Below are 19249 nucleotides of genomic sequence, written 5' to 3'. Positions count from 1 at the left end.
GTCATCGCTCCCGCGCCAGTCGTGGATCGAGCAGATCGCGCAATCCGTCGCCGAGGAGATTGAGGCCGAGAACGGCGACCGCGATCGCAGCGCCCGGATAGACCGCGAGCATCGGGGACTGGAACAACAATGTCTGTGCGTCGTTCAGCATGCGGCCCCAGGACGGCTGCGGCGGCTGCGTACCGAGCCCGAGATAGGACAGCGCGGCCTCCGCGAGGATCGCGAGCGCGAACTGGATGGTTGCCTGCACGATCAGGATCGACAGGATGTTGGGCAGGACGTGCTCGATGGTGATGCGGAAAGATCCCTTCCCCGCCGCGCGCGCGGCCAGCACGAATTCGCGCGCCCAGATCGCGTTGGCCGAGCCGCGCGTCAGCCGGATCAGCGTCGGAATCTGAAAGATGCCGATGGCGACGATCGAGGTCACCATGCCGGGCCCGACGACCGCAGAGAGCATGATCGCGGACAGCACGGCCGGAAAGGCGAAGGTGAAATCGGAGAAGCGCATGATGATCTCTTCGGTCCAGCCGCGCCGGGCCGACGCCACCAGGCCGAGGCAGACGCCGAAGGTGAGACCGAAGCTCACCGCAATGATGCCGACCATGATGGTGGAGCGGGCGCCCGCGAGCAGCAGCGAGACGATGTCGCGGCCGAAGACGTCGGTGCCGAGCCAGTGCGCGGCCGAGGGCGGCCGGAGCTTCGAGGCGATGTCGATCTCGTAGGGTGACCACGGCGTCCACACCAGCGACAACAGTGCGGAGGCGAGCACCAGCAGGCTCAGCGCACCGCCCAGCACAAAACTGCGATGGCGCAGCGCGCGGCGCCAGAAGGTCCGGGCCGGCAGAGCACGCGTTGCGGCCGGCGCGTCGACGAGGGTGGTCAGCGGCGCGCTCACAGGTCGTGGACTTTGATGCGGGGATCGACGAAAGCATAGAGCACGTCGACCACGAAATTGACGATGACGACCATGGTCGCGAGCAGCATCACGCAGTTGCGCACCACGATCAGATCGCGATTGGCAATCGACTGGAAGATCAGGCGGCCGAGGCCGGGTAGATAGAACACGTTCTCGATCACGATGGTGCCGGCCAGCAGATTGGCGAATTGCAGCCCCATCACCGTCATCACAGGGATCATGGCGTTGCGCAGCACGTGGCGCCACAGCACCTCGCGCTTGCCGAGCCCCTTCGCGCGCGCCGTGCGGACGAAGTCTTCACGCAGCACTTCCAGCACCGCCGAGCGCGTGACACGCGCGAGGATCGCGGCCTGCACCACCGCGAGCGAGACCGCCGGCAGCAGCAGCGACTTGATACCGAGCCAGATGCCGTCCTCCCAGCCGGGAAAGCCGCCCGCGGACAGCCATTGCAGCCGCACCGAGAACAACAGCACCAGCAGGATCGCGAACCAGAAATTCGGCAGCGCGACGCCTACCTGCGTTAGCGACATCACGCCGACATCGCCGAGCTTGTTGTGGTTGGCGGCGGTGTAGATGCCGGCCGAGAGCGCCAGCGTCACCGTGATCAGCATCGCCATGATCGCAAGCGGAATGGTCAGCACCAGCCGCTCCGCGATCAAGCTCGCGACCGGCGTGCCATAGACATAGGAGTTGCCGAGATCGCCGACGAGAAGGCCCTTGATCCACTGCAAATAGCGAACCGCCAGCGGCTGGTCGAGCCCGAGCTTGACGGTGAGCGCGCGCACCGCGTCGGCCGAGGCGTCGGCGCCCATCAGCATCTGCGCGGCATTGCCCGGAAGAGCATCCAGCACCAAAAAAATGATCACGGATGCGCCAACCAGCGTCGCCAGCAAAGTCAGCAGACGGCGGAGGACAAATACGCTCATGCGCGCTCGGATTCAGGGCTCATCCGCGGCACGATCAACACGTCCGGGCGCCGGAGGCAAGTCCTTTGCAAACAAGTCCTTTGCTGCATGCCCATCTGCTCAATCCGGCCAGCGGGACAGAAGGTCGTGCGAAGCCTCGAACAGCGCGCTCACGCGCAGCAAGTCCGCATCGCTGCGGAAGCGGCCGACGAGCTGAAGGCCGATCGGCAGGCCGTCGCGGCCGAAGCCGCTCGGCAGACTGATGGCGGGATGTCCGGTCATGTTGAACGGCATGGTCCAGGGGAACCAGTGCGGCCGGACGCTGTCAAAGTGCTTGCCGTCGATCTCGATGGTGCCGAACAAGTCTTGATCGATCGGCAGCGCGGTGCGCGTGAGGGTCGGCGTCGCCAGCAGGTGCCCGCGCGCAAGCAGGGATTGCACCCGGCGGAACAACGCCGTGCGCGCGAACATCGCTTCCTGATAGGCGACGCCGCTGACGTTGGTCGCAAGCGCGACCTGCTTGACGAAGGCTTCGCTGAGGGCGTCGCCGTGCTCGGCCACGAGCTTTGAAAAGCGCGTGCGCCAGACCGTGTGGTTGATGGCGCGCCAGATCGGTTCGATGTCGAACCCCTCGCCGGAAAATTCCTCGAGCTCGGCACCGAGCCCGGCGAGCCGGTCGAGACTCGCCTTGAAGCCGGCGTCGACATCTGCAGAGACAGGGCGTCCGGGCGGCGACAGGCAGTACAGGATTTTCTGCCCACGCAGATCGCCGCGCGGCAGAGCGATGCCGATGAAGTCAGGCACGGGAACGCCGATCGACCAGGGATCGCAAGAATCCTCGCCGGCCATCGCCTGCATCATCAGCGCGGTGTCGGCGACAGTTCGCGTCATCGGCGTGACATAGGTCTGGTTGCCGAAGGCATCGAGCGCCTGGCTGTGCGGGATGACGCCGTTGCTCTGCTTCAGCCCGACCACGCCGTTGCAGGCGGCGGGAATCCGTGTCGAGCCGCCGCCATCGGTCGCGATCGCAAGCGGCGCGACGCCGCTGGCAACGGCGACCGCCGCGCCGCCGCTGGAGCCGCCCGAGGACCGCTCCGCGCTCCAGGCGTTGCGGGTGCGGCCGAACAGCGGCGAGTCGGTCAGGCACTTGCTCCCGAATTCCGGCGTGGTGGTCTTGCCGATCAGGATCGCGCCTTGCGCACGCAGCCGCGCGACCGCCACGGCATCCTCGTTCGGCACATTGTCCTTGTAGGGAACGGCGCCGAAAGTGGTCTTCACGCCTCTGGTGTTAACGATGTCCTTGACGGTGACGGGGATGCCGTGCAGCAGGCCGAGTGGTTCGCCGGCCATCATTTTGCGCTCGGCCGCGCGCGCCTCTGCCATCGCCTCGCCGCCACAGAGCGTGATGAAGCAGTTCAACTGGGGCTGGAGCGCCTCGGCGCGCGCGAGCACGGCGCTGACAAGTTCGACGGGGGAGACTTCCTTGCGGTCGATGCGCGCGCGTATTTCGGTGGCGGACAGGAAACTGAGATCATCGTTCATAGAAGGACCGCCTCGCGTCAGGATGCGCGGACCTTGCCAGCGTGCACCGATCCTGTCCAATTCGGCTTGCGCATGGCCGCAGTCCACCGAGACAACTCGGAAATGGGGCGAGGCCTGACGCGCTAGCTACTAGCTCCAATTGATCTCGTGGCTCCACGGCGGATCGGCACCGGGACGGGTGCAGGTCAGGCCGGCGCAATTGGCGGCAAAGGACAGCGCACGGCGAAGCTCGTCCGCGCCGATGTCCTTCAACTGTTGTCGGGCGAGACGCCCCTGCTTGTGCAGGGCGAACAACAGCGCCGCCTGAAAACTGTCGCCCGCGCCGATGGTGTCGGCCACCTCGGCCTTGGGTGCAGCGACCTCGATCTGCCCTGCCCCCGCATGCCACGCGATGGCGCCGCTGTTGCCGCGGGTGACGACGACAAGGCTCGCGCCCCGTGTGAGCAGCGTGCCGGCGCGCTGGTGATACGGCTCGTCGCCGAACAGGTAGGCGAAATCGACGTCGGACATCTTGATGAGATCTGCGCTGTCGGCGAACTCCGCCATGCGCGCGAGATAGGCGGGCTTGTCCTTGACGAGGTTGGGCCGGCAGTTCGGATCAAAAGAGATTGTCGACAACGCCCGTGCGTCCGCGATCAGGGCCTTGGTCTCGGCGGCACCCTGGTCATTGACAAGCGTGGTCGAGCCGACATGGACGGCTTCGACGGTCGCGAATGGAATGGTGCCGCGCCGATAGGTCCAGTTCCGCGTCGCAGTCTCGGCATCGTAGAACGCGTAGTGCGACTCGCCCGCGACGATGCGAACGAAGGCGAGCGTGGTCTGGTGATCGCTGCTTGTAGCGAGAGCGAGTTCGACATTCGACACTGTCGCGTGATCGGCGATCATCTGCCCGAACAGGTCGGTCGAGATGCCGCCGACGAAGCCTGTCGGCGCGCCCAGCCGCGCCATGCCGATCGCGACGTTGAGGCAGGAGCCGCCGACGGCCGGCATTACCGCTTCGCGCCCGTCGGTGTTTCGCGTCGGGACGAAATCGATCAGCGCATCGCCGCAGGTAATCAGCATTCGCTTCGACCTCTGGCCATCGCGGCACGGCTGCCGCAATCGACCTCGCGCAGCAGCTTGTAGACCTCGCGCTTGCGGGCGTGAAAGGCCGCGATGTCGGGCGCGGTCGGCTCGCTCTTCCGTCCCAGAGCCGACATTTTGGCCATGGTCTCGCCGATCGAGGCATAGGCGCCGCCGGCGACCGCGCCGAGCATCGCGGCGCCGAGCAGCACCGGTTCTTTGGTCTGCGGCAGCGCGACCGTGAGGCCGGTGGTGTCCGCCATGATCTGCCGCACCAGCGGGCTACGGCTCGCTCCTCCGCCCATGATCATGATGCTGGAGCGAACGTCATGCGCGGCAAAGGCCTCGATCACCTCGGCAAGTCCATAGGCGAGCCCGCACAGGCCGGCGACGAACAGCCGTTCCATCGAGGCGATATCGGTGTCGAGATCGAGGCCTGCGATCACCGCGCGCGTGTCAGGATCGGCGTAGGGCGAGCGGTTGCCGATGAACTCGGGAAGGACATGGACGTCGGAGGCCAGCAGCGCGGCGCGGCTGGCGCCGCCTGCGCGTGCGATGATGCGGCGCTCGAGGAACTCGATGAGATCGACGCCCTCACTGCGCGCCGCCGCGCTCGCTTCGGCAAAGCCGGGATGCGATTTGAGGAGATGATCGATCGCCGCGCCCGCAGCCGACTGACCGCCTTCGTTGAGCCAGAAGTTCGGCACCATGCCGGAGTAATAAGGACCCCAGACGCCAGGCACGAAGCACGGCTCCTTGGTCGTCGCCATGATGCAGGCCGACGTTCCCATGATATAGGCGAGCCGGTCGCTGACATCGGTCGCGCCGTCCGAGTCATCACGACCGCCAATCGCGCCGATGCCGCCGGCATGGGCATCGATCAGGGACGCACCGACCGGTGTGCCCACAGCCAGGCCGAGGTCTGCCGCGGCAGTGCGGGTGAGACCTGCATCCAGGCGCGTACCGGGGGCGACGATCTCGGTGCCAATCCGGGCATATTTCTCAGCGACGAAATCCGAGAGGCCGATGCGCTGAAAGAACGGCGCGCTCCAGCCGCCGCCATCATGCGCGAGGTAGTTCCATTTGCAGGTGACGGTGCAGGTCGAGCGCTGCAGCGAGCCGGTCGCGCGCCAGGTCAGGTAATCCGCCAGATCGAAGAAGTGCCCTGCAGCGTCGAAGCTCGCGCGCATGTGCCGCTTCAACCACAGCAGTTTCGGCATCTCCATCTCGGGCGAGATCGAGCCGCCGACGTAGCGCAGCACGGCGTCACCGGTTTCGTTGATCAGCCGCGCCTCAGCCGTGGCGCGATGGTCCATCCAGACTATGACGTTGCGTTGCTTGTCGCCGGAGGCACTGACCGTGACCGGCTCGCCTTGCCGGTCGAGCACCACGAGGGAACAGGTCGCGTCGAAGCCAATGCCGCCGACGCTGTCGGGCGCGATGCCAGCCTCCGCCATAGCGGCTCGCACTGATCTCACGCAAGCGTCCCAGATATCCTGGGACGACTGTTCGACGATGTCGCCGGCCTCGTGCCAGGTCCTGATCGGATGCCGTGCGATCGCCAGCAAGGTGCCGGCGTCGTCAAACACCCCTGCCCGCGTGCTCGTGGTCCCTACGTCGACGCCGATATACGCTCGCGGCATTGTCGCTCCCGGTCGCTCTCGTCAGTTTTGACGCAAGCCTACCAGCAAGTGTAGCCGCCATCCACCAGCACAATGCTGCCGGTCATCAGGCTCGCCGCCTCTGAGGCAAGGAATAGTACGACGGAGGCGATCTCATCGACCTGCCCCATCCGCGCCATCGGGGTTCCACCAATCCAGGCATCGTACATTCTCGGATTGCTCTTCACGAAGGCGTTGAGGGGCGTCTCGATATAGGTCGGCGCCACCGCGTTGACGCGGACGCCGCGCGCGCCCCACTCAGCGGCCAGCGATTTGGTGAGATGGTGCACCCCTGCCTTGGAGGCATTGTAGAAGCACTGCTCCTGCGGCTTGTTGACGATGAAACCCGACATCGAGCCGACATTGACGATGGCGCCGCGCTTGGCGTTGAGCATGTGCTTGCCGAACTCTCGGCAGCACCAGAAGGTGCCGTTGAGATTGACGTCGATCACATTGAGCCAGTGCTCGTCGGTCACGGTCTCCGCCGGCGTCTCGCTACGGGCAATGCCGGCATTGTTGACGAGGATGTCGACGTTGCCATAGCGGGCGACGAGATCGCTCGCGACCTCCGCGACGCGCCTGGTGTCGGTCACGTCCATGATCGCCGTCTCGGCGTCGTAGCCCTTCGCCTTCAGGCTCTCTTTCGCGCCGTCGGCGACCTTGCTGTCGCGATCGCCGATGACGACCCTGGCGCCGGCTTCAGCCAGCGCCTCGGCGCAGGCGAACCCGATGCCCTGCCCGCCACCCGTGATGAACGCGGTCTTGCCAGTCAGCTTGAATTTTTCCAGGTACATGGTGGTATTTCCGTTTCTTTGCCGTTTCTTTGCCGTTTCTTGCGGTCTCTTGTCAGCCTCGAATGGCGTTGCCGCTCGCGTCGAAGCGATGGATCCGTGCGGGGTCCGGCACCAGCGACACGTGGTCGCCGGCGTGCAGGCTCAATTCACCGATGTAGCGCGCCGTCAGCATCCCGAGCTCACCGGCATCGACATAGAGGAAGGTGTCGCTGCCGAGATGCTCGGCGACCGCGATCGTGCCCTGCCAGCCGCCAGTGCCGTCGCGTTCGATCTTGAGATGCTCCGGCCGTACGCCGATCGTTGCTGCGCTCTTCTGCAAGGCGTGCCCGCCGGTGACGAAGTTCATCTTGGGCGAGCCGATGAAGCCGGCGACGAAGAGGTTGGCCGGCTTCTCGTAGAGATCCAGCGGCGAGCCATATTGCTCGATCTTGCCGCCGTTGAGCACCACGATCTTGTCGGCCATGGTCATGGCTTCGACCTGGTCGTGGGTGACATAGATCGCGGTGGTGCCGAGCTGCTTCTGAAGCCGCGTCACCTCGATGCGCATCTGCACGCGCAGAGCCGCGTCGAGGTTGGAGAGCGGCTCGTCGAACAGAAATGCCTTTGGTTCGCGGACAATGGCACGCCCGATCGCGACGCGCTGGCGCTGACCGCCGGAGAGCTCGCGCGGCTTGCGGTCGAGATAAGGCGTGAGGTTCAGCGTCGCGGCGGCAGCCTCGACCTTGCGGTTGGTCTCGTCCTTGGAAAGGCCGGCCATCTTCAGGCCGAAGCCGATATTGCCGCGCACGCTCATATGCGGATAGAGCGCGTAGGACTGGAACACCATCGAGAGCCCACGCTTCGCGGGGGGCGTATCGACCACGTTCTTGCCGTCGATCAGGATCTTGCCGCCGGAGACGTCCTCGAGCCCGGCGATTAGCCGCAGCAGCGTGGTCTTGCCGCAGCCTGATGGTCCGACGAACACCACGAAGGAGCCGTCCGCGATCTCGAGATCGGCGCCCTTGATGATGTGCACGGGGCCGAAGGATTTCTGCACGTCCTGAAGTGTGATCTGACCCATGATCCGGCAGCCCTTCTTACTTTACCGCGCCGAAGGTGAGCCCGCGCACGAGCTGCTTCTGGCTGAACCAACCAAGGACGATGATGGGCGCGATCGCCAGCGTGGAAGCCGCCGACAGCTTGGCCCAAAACAATCCTTCCGGACTCGAATAGGACGCGATGAACACCGTGAGCGGCGCGGCGTTCGAGGTCGACAGATTGAGCGTCCAGAACGCCTCGTTCCAGGCCAGGATCAGATTGAGCAGCATGGTCGATGCGAGCCCCGGGATCGCCATCGGCGTCAGGACATAGACCAGCTCGCGGCCGATGGTGGCGCCGTCCATGCGCGCGGCTTCCAGGATGTCGCGCGGGATCTCCTTGAAATAGGTGAAGAGCATCCAGATTACGATCGGCAGGTTTCCGAGGCACAGGATGAAGACGAGGCCGATGCGGGAATCGAGCAGGCCGAAGGACTTGTAGATCAGGTAGATCGGCACCAGCACGCCGACCGGCGGCATCATCTTGGTCGAGAGCATCCAGAGCAGGATGTCCTTGGTGCGCTTGGTCGGCGAGAACGCCATCGACCAGGCGGCGGGAATGGCGATCAAAAGCGCAATGAGCGTCGAGCCGCCGGCGATGATGATCGAGTTCAGCGCGTGGTGAAAATAGTCGCTGCGCTCCTGCACGGTCGCGTAGTTCTCGGTGGTCCAGTGGAAGAACAGGAAGGATGGTGGAATCGCGAAGGCCTCAAGTTCGGTCTTGAAGCTCGCCAGCACCATCCAGAGGATCGGGAAGAAGATCAGGAAGCCGAAAAACCACGCCCCGATCGTCGAGACCACGACCCGCCGCCTCGTCGCCATACGCGCCATGTCTCATGCCTCCAGATTGCGGCCGACGATGCGGACCAGGAAGAAGGCAACGACGTTGGCGATCACGACAGCGACGAGGCCGCCCGCCGAGGCGGTGCCGACATCGTACTGGATCAGTGCCTGCGAATAGATCAGGAAGGCGATGTTGGTGGTCGACAGTCCCGGGCCGCCGCCCGTGGTGACGTAAATTTCAGCAAAGACGGTGAGCAGGAAGATCGTCTCGATCAGGATCACCACCGTGATGGGACGCGCGAGGTGCGGCAACGTGATGTAGATGAAGGTCGAGACCGCGCTGGCGCCGTCCATTTCGGCGGCTTCCTTCTGCTCCTCGTCGAGCGACTGCATCGCAGTGAGCAAAATCAGCGTCGCGAACGGCAGCCATTGCCAGGACACGATCAGGATCACCGCAAACAGCGGCGCGTCGGTAAACCAGTCGATCGGCGTCAACCCGAACATCGAGGCGATCCAGGCAAACAGCCCGGATACCGGATGCATCAGCAGGTTCTTCCAGACCAGCGCGCTCACCGTCGGCATCACGAAGAACGGCGCGATCACCATCAGCCGCACGATGTTAAGGCCGATCACGGGCTGGTCGAGCAGCAGCGCCAGCGGAATTCCGAGCAGGACGGTCAGCGCCAGCACCGAGCCGACCAGCACCAGCGTATTCTGGAGCGACGCGAGGAACGCGGGATCGGTGAGGAAGTAGCGGAAGTTTTCCAGCCCGACGAATGATTCCGAGCCGGGATCGAGCAGACTGTAGTGCAGCGTCGAGAAATAGAGCGTCAGCGCAAGCGGGACGATCATCCAGATGAACAGCAGCCCGACCGCAGGCGTCAGGAGCGTCCGTGCGAGAAGCTGCGTCTGCCGGGTTGCCATTCTTGGCTTCTCCGCTTGCGGGAAGAAGGCGGCCATCCATCCCTAGCGGGTGGATGGCCGCAAGTCTGAGCTCAGGAGGGAGAGCTCGGGTTCACTTGATGTAACCGGCCCGCTTCATCTCGCGCTCGGTTGCGGACTGCGCGGCGGCGAGCGCGGCATCGACCGTCATCGAGCCCGCAAGCGCGGCCGAGAACTGCTGGCCGACCTGCGTGCCGATGCCCTGGAATTCGGGGATCGCCGCATATTGCACGCCGACGTAAGGCACCGGCTTCACGGTCGGCTTGTTCGGATCGGCCGCATCGATCGAGGCCAGCGTCAGCTTGGCGAATGGGGCGACCTTCAGATAATCCGGGTTCTGGTAGAGCGAGGTCCGCGTGCCCGGCGGCACATTTGCCCAGCCTTCCTTCGCGGCGACGGTCTTGGTATAGTCCTTGCTCGTCGCCCAGGCGATAAACTTCTCGGCCGCTTCCGTCTTCTTGGAGCCCGCGGGGATCGCGAGATTCCAGGCCCACAGCCAGTTGGCGTTCTTGCCCAGGCCCGTGTTGGGCGCGAGCGCGAAGCCGACCTTGTCGGCGACCTTGGAGTCCTTCGGGTTGGTGACGAAGGACGCCGCGACCGTGGCGTCGATCCACATCGCGCACTTGCCGGCATTGAACAGCGCGAGGTTCTCGTTGAAGCCGTTCGAGCTCGCACCGGGAGGGCCGGCCTGCTTCATCAGGTCGACATAGGTCGACAGCGTCGCCTTCCATTCCGGGGTGTTGAACTGCGGCTGCCACTTCTCGTCGAACCAGCGCGCGCCGTAGGAATTGGCCATGGCGGAGAGGAACGCCATGTTCTCGCCCCAGCCGGCCTTGCCGCGCAGGCAGATGCCATAGACGCCGGCGCTCTTGTCACTGAGCTTCTTGGCGGCGTCGATGACGAAATCCCAGGTCGGCTTTTCCGGCATCTTCAGGCCGGCCTTGTCGAACAGGTCGGTGCGGTACATCACCATCGAGCTCTCGCCGTAGAACGGTGCGGCATAGAGCTTGCCATCGACGGAGACGGCATCCTTGATCTTGGGCAGGAGGTCGGCGACGTCGTAATCGGCGCCGAGATTGGCGAGCGGCACCAGCCAGCCCTTCTTGGCCCAAATCGGCACCTCATAAGTGCCGATGGTGAGCACGTCGAACTGGCCGCCCTTGGTGGCGATGTCGGTGGTGACGCGCTGGCGCAGCACGTTCTCCTCAAGCGTCACCCATTTCACGGTGATGTCGGGGTTCTTCTTGGTGAATTCAGCCGTCAAACCCTGCATGCGGATCATGTCGCCGTTGTTCACGGTGGCGATCGTCAGGGTCGTTTCGGCCATCGCGGGGACGGCCAGCAACAGGCAAGACGCGCCGCAGACGGCGCCGAGGACGTGTTTCACGGGTGACCTCCCTAAGATCGCGCTTTTGAGCATATGCCCACGCGTTGGGCGTATGTTCAACTGAGGACGGACCGTTGTCAAGCAGGCGCGAGGGCGTTCGCGCAACTTATGAGTGCTGCGGTGCGGGAGATGGTGTCGTTTGCCGCGAGTGGGGTGGCCGTTGCTCGAGCCGAGCGCACGCAACTTGCTCCACGTTCCCCGCTTCCGGGAGAAGTCGTATCGCATCGAAGATGCGATACGGGTGAAGGCTTTCTCCTCTTGGGCAGTCTTGTCAGCGGAGAGACCCTCTCCCCGGCCCTCTCCCGCAAACGGGAGAGGGAGAGCAGCGGCGCTGTCGCGCTAGCTCTGCCTCAGCGTTCCAGAATCGCCCTTGCGGTCGTCTCGTCGGTAATGAGCCCGTTGATCAACCGCCCGTTCAGCGCCGCCGCGATCGCCGCCACCTTGGCCGCACCGACCGCGGCGCCGATCGTCGTGGTCTTCGCCGGCACTTCCGGCGGAATGCTGGTCAAGCGTTTGTTGGTGCCGGCTTTGAGCAGGCGGCCCTTGGAATCATAGGCCCAGCCGGTGATTTCGCCGATCGCTCCTTGCCGCATCATCTCGAACAATTCATCGCGGGTGACGAAGCCGTCGACGTGGACCTGCGCCTTCTGGTCCATCTGGCCGATGCCGACGAGGCGCAAATCCGCCTTGCTCGCAACCGCCTTTACCTTGGCGATGGGCTCGATCCGCACCATCTTGTTGCGCTCGTCCTCGGACGACATCAGGAACGGCAGCGGCATCGGATAGTGCCGCGCGCCGGTGCGATCGGCGAGCCGGCCGACGGTATCGTAGAAGCTCGCAGAACCGTCGGCGGAGATGTTGCCGACCAGCGAGACGATCTGGTGGTTGGGCCGGTCGATCGGCGTGACGCGCTCGACCGCGGCGCGCACCGCCCGGCCCGTGCCGAGCGCGACAATGACGGGCGTCTCCGAACGCAGCGTGGCATCGAGCAGATTGGCGCAGCGTTCGGCAATGCCCGCTGTGGCCTGCGGCGCCGCCGGATCGGCCGGCACCACCTCGCAATGGACGAGATCAAACCGTTCCTTCAGCCGCGCCGCAAGTTCCATGCAGGCTGCGATGGGGTGTTCGAGCCGGAAGGTAATGAGCCGCTCGGCGAGACACAGCGAGACCAGCCGCTGCGCCGAGGCGCGCGAGACCTGGAGCATTTTAGCGATTTCGTCCTGGGTGTGACCGGCAATGAAATAGAGCCAACCGGCACGTGCGGCGTCATCGAGCCTGGACTTTTCGTTCTCAGCGGCCATGGCGGGCGTCAGGCGTCCTTCCAGAGATCGATCATGCGCGCGAACACCCGGTCGGCCCCCGCACCCGACAATATAGCCTGCCCGTCGCGGCCGCGATAATGGCTGCCGCCGACAAATCCCCAGACGGTCATGCCGGCCGCCTTTCCCGCCTGCACGCCGCTGGCGCTGTCCTCGATCACCAGCGTGCGCGCGGGCTCCGCACCCATCTTCGCCGCCGCGTGGAGAAACAGATCGGGCGCTGGCTTGCCGTGCCTGACCATCTGCGCGGTGTAGACCCGATCGCCGAAATGCGCCCGCAGGCCGGTGACGTCAAGAGACAACGAGACGCGGTCGATGTCGCTGGACGACGCCACGCAAAACGGCGCGCGCAAATCGGAGATCACATCGGCGACGCCGGGAATTGGTTGAAGCGCACCCGCGAATGTCGTCAGTACATGCGACTTCAAGCGTGGCAGAAAGCCCTCCGGCACGACCTGTCCGAGATCCCGATAATGCTGCACGACCGCCTTGGTGCTGCGCCCGAGGAAGAGTTCGAGCGCCTGCTCTACGCTGAGCGCGATGCCGCATTCGGCCAGCACGTCGGACAAGCAGCGACAGCTCAACAGCTCACTATCGACCAGCACGCCGTCGCAGTCGAAGATGATCAGATCGGGTTTTGGCCGGCCCTGGTCCATCCGGCCATTCGATCATATACCCAACTCATGGGCAATAGCTCAGCATACGGCGACCCGGCAATGCCGCGGCAGGAAACCGTAGCCCGGGCTCCATCCCGGCTGCGCGGCGTCACCTGCGCTGATTATACACGTCGATGCACACCGCCCCGAGCAGCACCAGTCCCTTGATGACCTGCTGGTAGTCGATGCCAATGCCGAGGATGGACATGCCGTTGTTCATCACGCCCATGATCATGGCGCCAACCACGGCGCCGCCGACGCGGCCGACACCGCCATAGGCCGACGCGCCGCCGATGAAGCAGGCGGCGATGACGTCGAGCTCGAAGCCGAGACCGGCCTTGGGCGTTGCGGTGTTGAGGCGCGCGGCGAAGACGAGGCCGGCGAGCGCGGCGAGCACGCCCATGTTGACGAAGGTGAGGAAGGTCAACCGTTCCGTCTTGATGCCCGACAGCTTTGCGGCTTTCGCATTGCCGCCGACCGCGTAGACCTGCCGGCCAATCACGGTGCGGCGGGTGACGAAGCCGTAGAGCGCGATCAACGCGGTCATGATGACCAGCACGTTCGGCAGGCCGCGATGCGAGGCGATCAGATAGGTGAAGTAGAGCACGGCGCAGGCCAGAAGAATGCTCTTGCCGAGGAAGAACGCGTAAGGCTCGACCTCGATGCCGTGCAACTGCTCGCGCGAGCGACCCTTGGCGCCGGCATAGACGAGGCCGAGCGCGAGCACGGCACCGATCAGCATGGACGTCGGATGCAGCGTGCCGGCCTCGGGCAGCATCTCCGGAATGAAGCCCGACGACAATTTCTGGAAGGTCGCCGGAAACGGTCCGAGCGACTGGCCCTGCAACACCGCGAGCGCAAGTCCCTTGAACACCAACATGCCGGCCAGCGTCACGATGAAGGACGGGATCTTGAAATAGGCCACCCAATAGCCCTGCGCGGCGCCGATCGCCGCGCCCAACAGCAGGCAGGCGATGAAGGCGAGCGTGTAGTCGATCTTGTACGTCACCATCAGCACGGCGGCCACCGCGCCGACGAAGCCGGCGACCGAGCCGACCGAGAGGTCGATATGGCCGGTGACGATCACCAGCAGCATGCCCAGCGCCATGATGACGATGTAGCTGTTCTGGAGCACCAGATTGGTCAGGTTGAGCGGCTGCAGCAGCGTGCCGCCAGTCATGACCTGGAAGAACAGCATGATCGCGATCAGCGACATCAGCATGCCGTAATTGCGCAAATTGTTCTTGATGAAGCTGCCGTGCCGGCGCTCCTCGGGCAGCGATACCGTCTTGTCGGTCATGGCTGCGATCCTCCCATCTCCGCGCCCGCAAGGGCGCTGCTTCCATAATTTCTATCGTTGCGCATGATGGCGCGCATGATCTTTTCCTGCGTCGCTTCAGTGCCCGGGAACTCGCCGACGAAGGCGCCGTCGTTCATGACACAGATGCGGTCGCAGATGCCGAGGAGCTCGGGCATCTCCGAGGAGATCACCACCACGCCGCGGCCGGCTTCCGCAAGCTCGTTGATGATACAGTAGATCTCGTATTTGGCACCGACGTCGATGCCCCGCGTCGGCTCGTCCAGGATCAAGACCTTGGGGTCTGTCATCAGCCATTTCGACAGCACGACCTTCTGCTGGTTGCCGCCGGAGAGCTGGCCGGTCTCCTGGTAGACGTCGGAGCAGCGGATGCGCATGCGGTTGCGATAGTCGCTGGCGACCTTCAGCTCGGCGATGTCGTCGATCACCCGGCGAGGCGCGACCTGGTCGAGGCTTGCGAGCGTGATGTTCTTGCGAACGTCGTCGGCGAGGATCAGCCCGAGCTGCTTGCGGTCCTCGGTGACATAGGCAAGACCCGCGTCGATCGCGGCCGCGACGTTCGGCAGCACGATCTCATGGCCCTCGAGCCGGATGCGACCGCTGATGGCGGTGCCCCAGGACCGACCGAACAGACTCATGGCGAATTCAGTGCGCCCGGCGCCCATCAATCCGGCAATGCCGACGACCTCGCCGCGCTTCACGCCGAAATCGATGTTCTTGATCACCTGCCGCTCGGGATGGATGGGGTGATAGACCGACCAGTTCTCGACGGTGAGGACGGGCTCGCCGATCTCTGCGCTACGCTCCGGGAAACGGTGGGCGAGATCGCGGTTGACCATGCTGCGGATGATGCGGTCTTCCTGGATCGGCTCGGCGCGGCAGTCGATGCCGTCGACGGTGCGGCCGTCGCGCAGCACGGTGATGTGGTCGGCGACGCGGGCGACCTCGTTCAGCTTGTGCGAGATCAGGATCGAGCCGATGCCCTGCTCGCGGAAGGCCACGAGACGTTCGAGCAGCGCGGCACTGTCAGCCTCGTTGAGGCTGGCGGTGGGCTCGTCCAGGATCAGCATCCGCACCCGCTTGGACAGGGCCTTCGCGATTTCGACGAGTTGCTGCTTGCCGACGCCGAGATCGGTGATCAGCGTATCCGGCGATTCCTTGAGGCCAACCTGCGCGAGGAGTTCCCGCGTGCGCCGATACACCTCGTCGCGATCGACGACGCCGAGTCTTGAAGGCGGATGCGACAGGAAGATGTTTTCGGCAATCGACATCAGCGGGATCAGCGCCAACTCCTGGTGGATGATGATGATGCCGAGCGCCTCGGAATCGTTGATGTCGCGAAAGCGCCGCTCCTCGCCATCAAAGATGATGGTGCCCTCGTAACTGCCGGCCGGATACACGCCGCTGAGCACCTTCATCAACGTCGACTTGCCGGCACCATTCTCGCCGACGAGGGCGTGGATCTGTCCGGCGTCAACCGAGAAGTTGACGTCGCGCAGCGCCTGCACGCCGGAAAAGCTCTTGCTGACGTTGCGCATCTCCAGCATTGCGGCCATCGTTTTTGTCCCTTGTTCAACCTCTCCCCATGTTGCGGGGATGATATCGCGGCATCCACATCGTCATTGCGAGCGCAGCGAAGCAATCCAGACTCTCTCCGCGGCGGAAGACTGGATTGCTTCGCTGCGCTCGCAATGACGGAGTGCATAGCAATCACTGCCCGTAGGGAGATGGCCCCTCACTCCGCCCTCTCCCCGCGAGAGCGGGGCGAGGGCGAAGGAGACAAGTCTTACTGGAATTGTGACTTCTTGTAGTAGCCGCTGTCGATCAGGACCTTCTCCCAATTGTCCTTGTAGACCACGACCGGCTTGAGCAGGTAGGACGGCACGGTCTTGGCGCCGTTCTCGTAGGTCTTGGTGTCGTTGACGGTGACCTGCTTGCCGGCAAGCGCGGCGTCGACCATGTCGGCGGTCACCTTGGCGAGATCGCGGGTGTCCTTGAAGATGGTCGAATACTGGTCGCCGCGCAGCATCGCCTTGATCGATGGCACCTCGGCATCCTGGCCCGAAATGACAGGCATCGGCTGGCCGGCGCTGCCATAACCGACGCCCTTCAGCGAGGAGATGATGCCGATCGACAGGCCGTCATACGGCGACAACACCGCGTTGACCTTCTTGTTGCCGTAGTAGGCGCTGAGCAGATTGTCCATGCGAGCCTGCGCGGTGGCGCCGTCCCAGCGCAAGGTCGCGACCTTGTCCATGCCCATCTGGCCCGAAGCCACGACGAGCTTGCCACTGTCGATGTACGGCTTCAGCACGCTCATCGCGCCGTTGTAGAAGAAGTAGGCATTGTTGTCGTCGGGCGAGCCGCCGAACAGCTCGATGTTGAACGGACCCTTGCCATCCTTGAGGCCGAGGCCCTGCACGATCGACTCGGCCTGGAGCACGCCGACCTGGAAATTGTCGAAGGTCGCGTAATAGTCGACGTTCGGCGTGCCGCGGATCAGGCGGTCATAGGCGATCACGGTGATGCCCTTGGCCTTGGCCTGCTTGAGCACGTCGGAGAGCGTGGTGCCGTCGATCGCGGCGATCACCAGCGCTTTCGCGCCCTTGGTCACCATGTTCTCGACCTGCGAGAGCTGGTTCGGAATGTCGTCCTCGGCATATTGCAGGTCGGTGTTGTAGCCGCGTTCCTTCAGCACCTTGACCATGTTGTTGCCGTCGTCGATCCAGCGCGCCGACGATTTGGTCGGCATGGCGATGCCGACCGTTGCTTTGTCCTGGGCTGAGGCGGTGACGCCCGCGGCCATCGTCGCGGCGCCGGCCAGCGCCAGCGCGAGGAATGTCGTCTTCAGTTTCAGCATGTTTCACTCCCTTATGGTGTCAGACTGTTTCTTGGCTTCGTCGAGAACGTGGCGGTGAGCTGCTTCAGGCCTCCTATGCGAGCTTGACGTCCGGCTCCGCGCGACCATGTGCGGAGGCCTCCAACAGAAAGGTGCAGCCGGCCTGCGGATCGGCGGCGCGCGCCGCCGCGTCCATGTCCTGCCACGCCGAGGTGACGAGAATGCGCGATAAATCAGGGCCGACGAAAGCGGGGCAGCTTGCCTGCTTGGCCGGCACGCTGATCGAGCGCAGGCGCTCGCCCTGCGGCGAGTAGACATCGATGCGGCTTGCGCCCCAGCACGCGTTCCAGATCTGGCCATCTGCGTCGCACACCGAGCCGTCGAGGCCGCCGATGCCGGTATGGCGCAGCAGCACCTCGGGCTCGCCGCGCGGCAGGCCGGTCGCGGGATTGAGCGGCACGGAATAGAGCACGGCGCGTGCGGTGTCGGTGAAGTAGCCTGTGGCGCCATCGGGCGAGAAGCAGATCGAGTTGGGAATGCTGATACCGGGAAACAGCGTCGATATCTTGCCGCGATGGAACGCATAGATCGCGCCAGCCCCTCGCTCGGCCTTGCGGCCCATGGTGCCGATCCAGAACGTGCCGGATTGGTGCACGCGGCAATCATTGGAGCGCGTCGCGGGATTGTCGGCTTCGAGCGGGCAGAGCAGCGCCATCGCACCGTCGGCGAGCTTGCGGATGTAGAGTCCATCTTCCGCAACGATCAGCTGGCGCGCGGCATCGATGCGCCCGAGCGCGCTCGCCATCCGGCCGAGCGCATGGACGCGAATGCTGCCACGGCCGAGCTGCGCCTCGAACAGCCGCCCCTCGCGGATGTCGAACCACCAGGCCGTGTCGGTGGTCGCGTCATAGGTCGGTCCCTCGCCGAGATGGCAGGGATCGTCCGAGAGGACAGACGTCGGCACCTGCTCCATCATGGCGACCTCACCGCAAAGCGATAGACGGTATGATGGCGATAGACCCCGCCTGGATCGAGGCGCGGGCTTGGAAAATCCGGCCGGTTTGGTGAATTGGGCCACATGTGCGGCTCCAGGCACATCGCGTCCGACTGCCGATACAGCTTGCCGCCCTTGCCCGAGATCGTGCCGTCGAGATAGTTGCCGGAATAGACCTGAAGGCCGGGCTGATCGGTGAGCAGCTCCATGATCCGCCCCGAGCGCGGCGCCTCCAGCCGCGCCGCGAGCGCAAGTTTGCCGTCGCGGCCGAGACAGTAGGTATGATCGTAGCCCTTGCCGTTCTGTAATTGCCGATCGCTCTCGCGGATGCGCGCGCCGACGGGCTGGGCGTCGCGGAAGTCGAACGGCGTGCCGGCAACGCTGCGCGGCGGCTCAGGAAGCGGAATGGCGGTGGGATCGATCGCCAGGAAATGTTCGGCGGCAACCGTCAGCTTGTGATCGAGAACGGGTGTGCCTGACGTCGCGCCTTCCAGATTGAAGAAACTGTGGTTGGTCAGATTGACGATGGTCGGCCGGTCGGTCCGCGCCTCCATGGTGAGCGACAGCTCGCTCGGGCCGGTGACGCGATAGGTCAGGCGCACGTCGAGCCGGCCGGGATAGTTTTCCTCGCCATGCGGGCTCGTGTAGGTCAGCGTCACCGCCGACTCGGAGCCGTCGTCGATCTCTGCAATCTCCCAGAGCTTGCGGTCGAATCCGTCGAGGCCGCCATGCAGTGCGTTCGGACCGTTGTTGACGGGAAGCTGCACCGTCTCGCCGTCCAGCGAAAATTGTCCGTTGGCGATGCGGTTGGCATAGCGGCCCACGGTGGCGCCAAAAAACTTCCGCTCGGCGAGATAGCCGGCGAACGCATCGTGACCCAGCACGACATCGTCATAGCCGCCCCTCGCGTCCGGCGCGATCAGAGCCTGAATCACCGCGCCGTGGGTGATGATGCGCGCTTCGAACCCACTCTCCCCGCGCAGCACGATGCGCTCCACGCTGCGGCCGTCCGGCAGTGTTCCGAAGACGTCTTTTTCTATTTTTGCGCCAGCCAT

Annotated in this window: 17 protein-coding genes; all 17 read right to left on the bottom strand. The window is 64.6% G+C overall.

Features of this window, described 5'->3' with window-relative positions; translation table 11 throughout:
- Nucleotide 1: 1 nt before the first annotated feature.
- A complete protein-coding gene (locus tag ABIB00_RS21835) occupies nt 2-895 on the bottom strand; it encodes an ABC transporter permease (RefSeq protein ID WP_247444932.1) in 894 nt (297 codons plus the stop codon).
- Nucleotides 892-1842, bottom strand: coding sequence for an ABC transporter permease (locus ABIB00_RS21830; protein WP_247444934.1), 951 nt, complete (start codon nt 1840-1842; stop codon nt 892-894). Before ABIB00_RS21830 ends, ABIB00_RS21835 begins: the two co-directional genes overlap by 4 nt.
- Nucleotides 1843-1941: 99 nt before the next feature.
- The gene (locus tag ABIB00_RS21825) at nt 1942-3363 is read right to left on the bottom strand and encodes an amidase (protein WP_354105808.1); all 1422 of its coding nucleotides are present in this window, start codon (nt 3361-3363) and stop codon (nt 1942-1944) included.
- A gap of 129 nt (nt 3364-3492) precedes the next feature.
- Nucleotides 3493-4425 carry a carbohydrate kinase family protein gene (locus ABIB00_RS21820; RefSeq protein WP_354105807.1) on the bottom strand — a complete coding sequence of 311 codons (933 nt, stop codon included), beginning with the start codon at nt 4423-4425 and terminating at the stop codon, nt 3493-3495.
- Nucleotides 4419-6068 carry an FGGY-family carbohydrate kinase gene (locus tag ABIB00_RS21815; protein ID WP_354105806.1) on the bottom strand — a complete coding sequence of 550 codons (1650 nt, stop codon included), beginning with the start codon at nt 6066-6068 and terminating at the stop codon, nt 4419-4421. Before ABIB00_RS21815 ends, ABIB00_RS21820 begins: the two co-directional genes overlap by 7 nt.
- 38 nt (nt 6069-6106) lie before the next feature.
- The gene (locus ABIB00_RS21810; RefSeq protein WP_354044313.1) at nt 6107-6880 is read right to left on the bottom strand and encodes an SDR family NAD(P)-dependent oxidoreductase; all 774 of its coding nucleotides are present in this window, start codon (nt 6878-6880) and stop codon (nt 6107-6109) included.
- Nucleotides 6881-6932: 52 nt separating this feature from the next.
- Nucleotides 6933-7940 (bottom strand): ABC transporter ATP-binding protein, encoded by a 1008-nt coding sequence (locus tag ABIB00_RS21805; protein ID WP_354044316.1) that lies wholly within the window; start codon nt 7938-7940, stop codon nt 6933-6935.
- A gap of 16 nt (nt 7941-7956) precedes the next feature.
- Complete coding sequence (locus tag ABIB00_RS21800) at nt 7957-8787, bottom strand: carbohydrate ABC transporter permease (protein ID WP_354044320.1); 831 nt, start codon at nt 8785-8787, stop codon at nt 7957-7959.
- Nucleotides 8788-8790: 3 nt separating this feature from the next.
- The gene (locus ABIB00_RS21795; protein WP_354044324.1) at nt 8791-9663 is read right to left on the bottom strand and encodes a carbohydrate ABC transporter permease; all 873 of its coding nucleotides are present in this window, start codon (nt 9661-9663) and stop codon (nt 8791-8793) included.
- A 91-nt stretch (nt 9664-9754) separates the two neighbouring features.
- On the bottom strand, nt 9755-11068 hold the full coding sequence (locus ABIB00_RS21790) for an ABC transporter substrate-binding protein (protein ID WP_354044327.1): 1314 nt from the start codon (nt 11066-11068) through the stop codon (nt 9755-9757).
- 350 nt (nt 11069-11418) lie between these two features.
- Nucleotides 11419-12369, bottom strand: a complete 951-nt coding sequence (locus tag ABIB00_RS21785; RefSeq protein WP_247444942.1) for a sugar-binding transcriptional regulator — start codon at nt 12367-12369, stop codon at nt 11419-11421.
- An 8-nt stretch (nt 12370-12377) separates the two neighbouring features.
- Nucleotides 12378-13043 (bottom strand): HAD family hydrolase, encoded by a 666-nt coding sequence (locus ABIB00_RS21780; protein WP_354105805.1) that lies wholly within the window; start codon nt 13041-13043, stop codon nt 12378-12380.
- 109 nt (nt 13044-13152) lie between these two features.
- Nucleotides 13153-14343 carry a multiple monosaccharide ABC transporter permease gene (mmsB, locus tag ABIB00_RS21775; RefSeq protein WP_354105804.1) on the bottom strand — a complete coding sequence of 397 codons (1191 nt, stop codon included), beginning with the start codon at nt 14341-14343 and terminating at the stop codon, nt 13153-13155.
- Nucleotides 14340-15917 carry a multiple monosaccharide ABC transporter ATP-binding protein gene (mmsA, locus tag ABIB00_RS21770; protein WP_354105803.1) on the bottom strand — a complete coding sequence of 526 codons (1578 nt, stop codon included), beginning with the start codon at nt 15915-15917 and terminating at the stop codon, nt 14340-14342. The genes mmsB and mmsA overlap by 4 nt, the downstream gene beginning before the upstream one ends.
- 230 nt (nt 15918-16147) lie before the next feature.
- Nucleotides 16148-17221 carry a multiple monosaccharide ABC transporter substrate-binding protein gene (gene chvE, locus ABIB00_RS21765; protein ID WP_247350094.1) on the bottom strand — a complete coding sequence of 358 codons (1074 nt, stop codon included), beginning with the start codon at nt 17219-17221 and terminating at the stop codon, nt 16148-16150.
- Nucleotides 17222-17294: 73 nt separating this feature from the next.
- Nucleotides 17295-18173 carry an SMP-30/gluconolactonase/LRE family protein gene (locus ABIB00_RS21760; protein WP_354105905.1) on the bottom strand — a complete coding sequence of 293 codons (879 nt, stop codon included), beginning with the start codon at nt 18171-18173 and terminating at the stop codon, nt 17295-17297.
- Nucleotides 18173-19249, bottom strand: a complete 1077-nt coding sequence (locus tag ABIB00_RS21755) for an aldose epimerase family protein (protein WP_354105802.1) — start codon at nt 19247-19249, stop codon at nt 18173-18175. Before ABIB00_RS21755 ends, ABIB00_RS21760 begins: the two co-directional genes overlap by 1 nt.

It is taken from the genome of Bradyrhizobium sp. LB14.3 (assembly GCF_040547985.1).
GTDB lineage: Bacteria > Pseudomonadota > Alphaproteobacteria > Rhizobiales > Xanthobacteraceae > Bradyrhizobium.
Note: the sequence above shows the minus strand (reverse complement) of the source record. Positions and strands in the feature narration are given on the sequence as shown.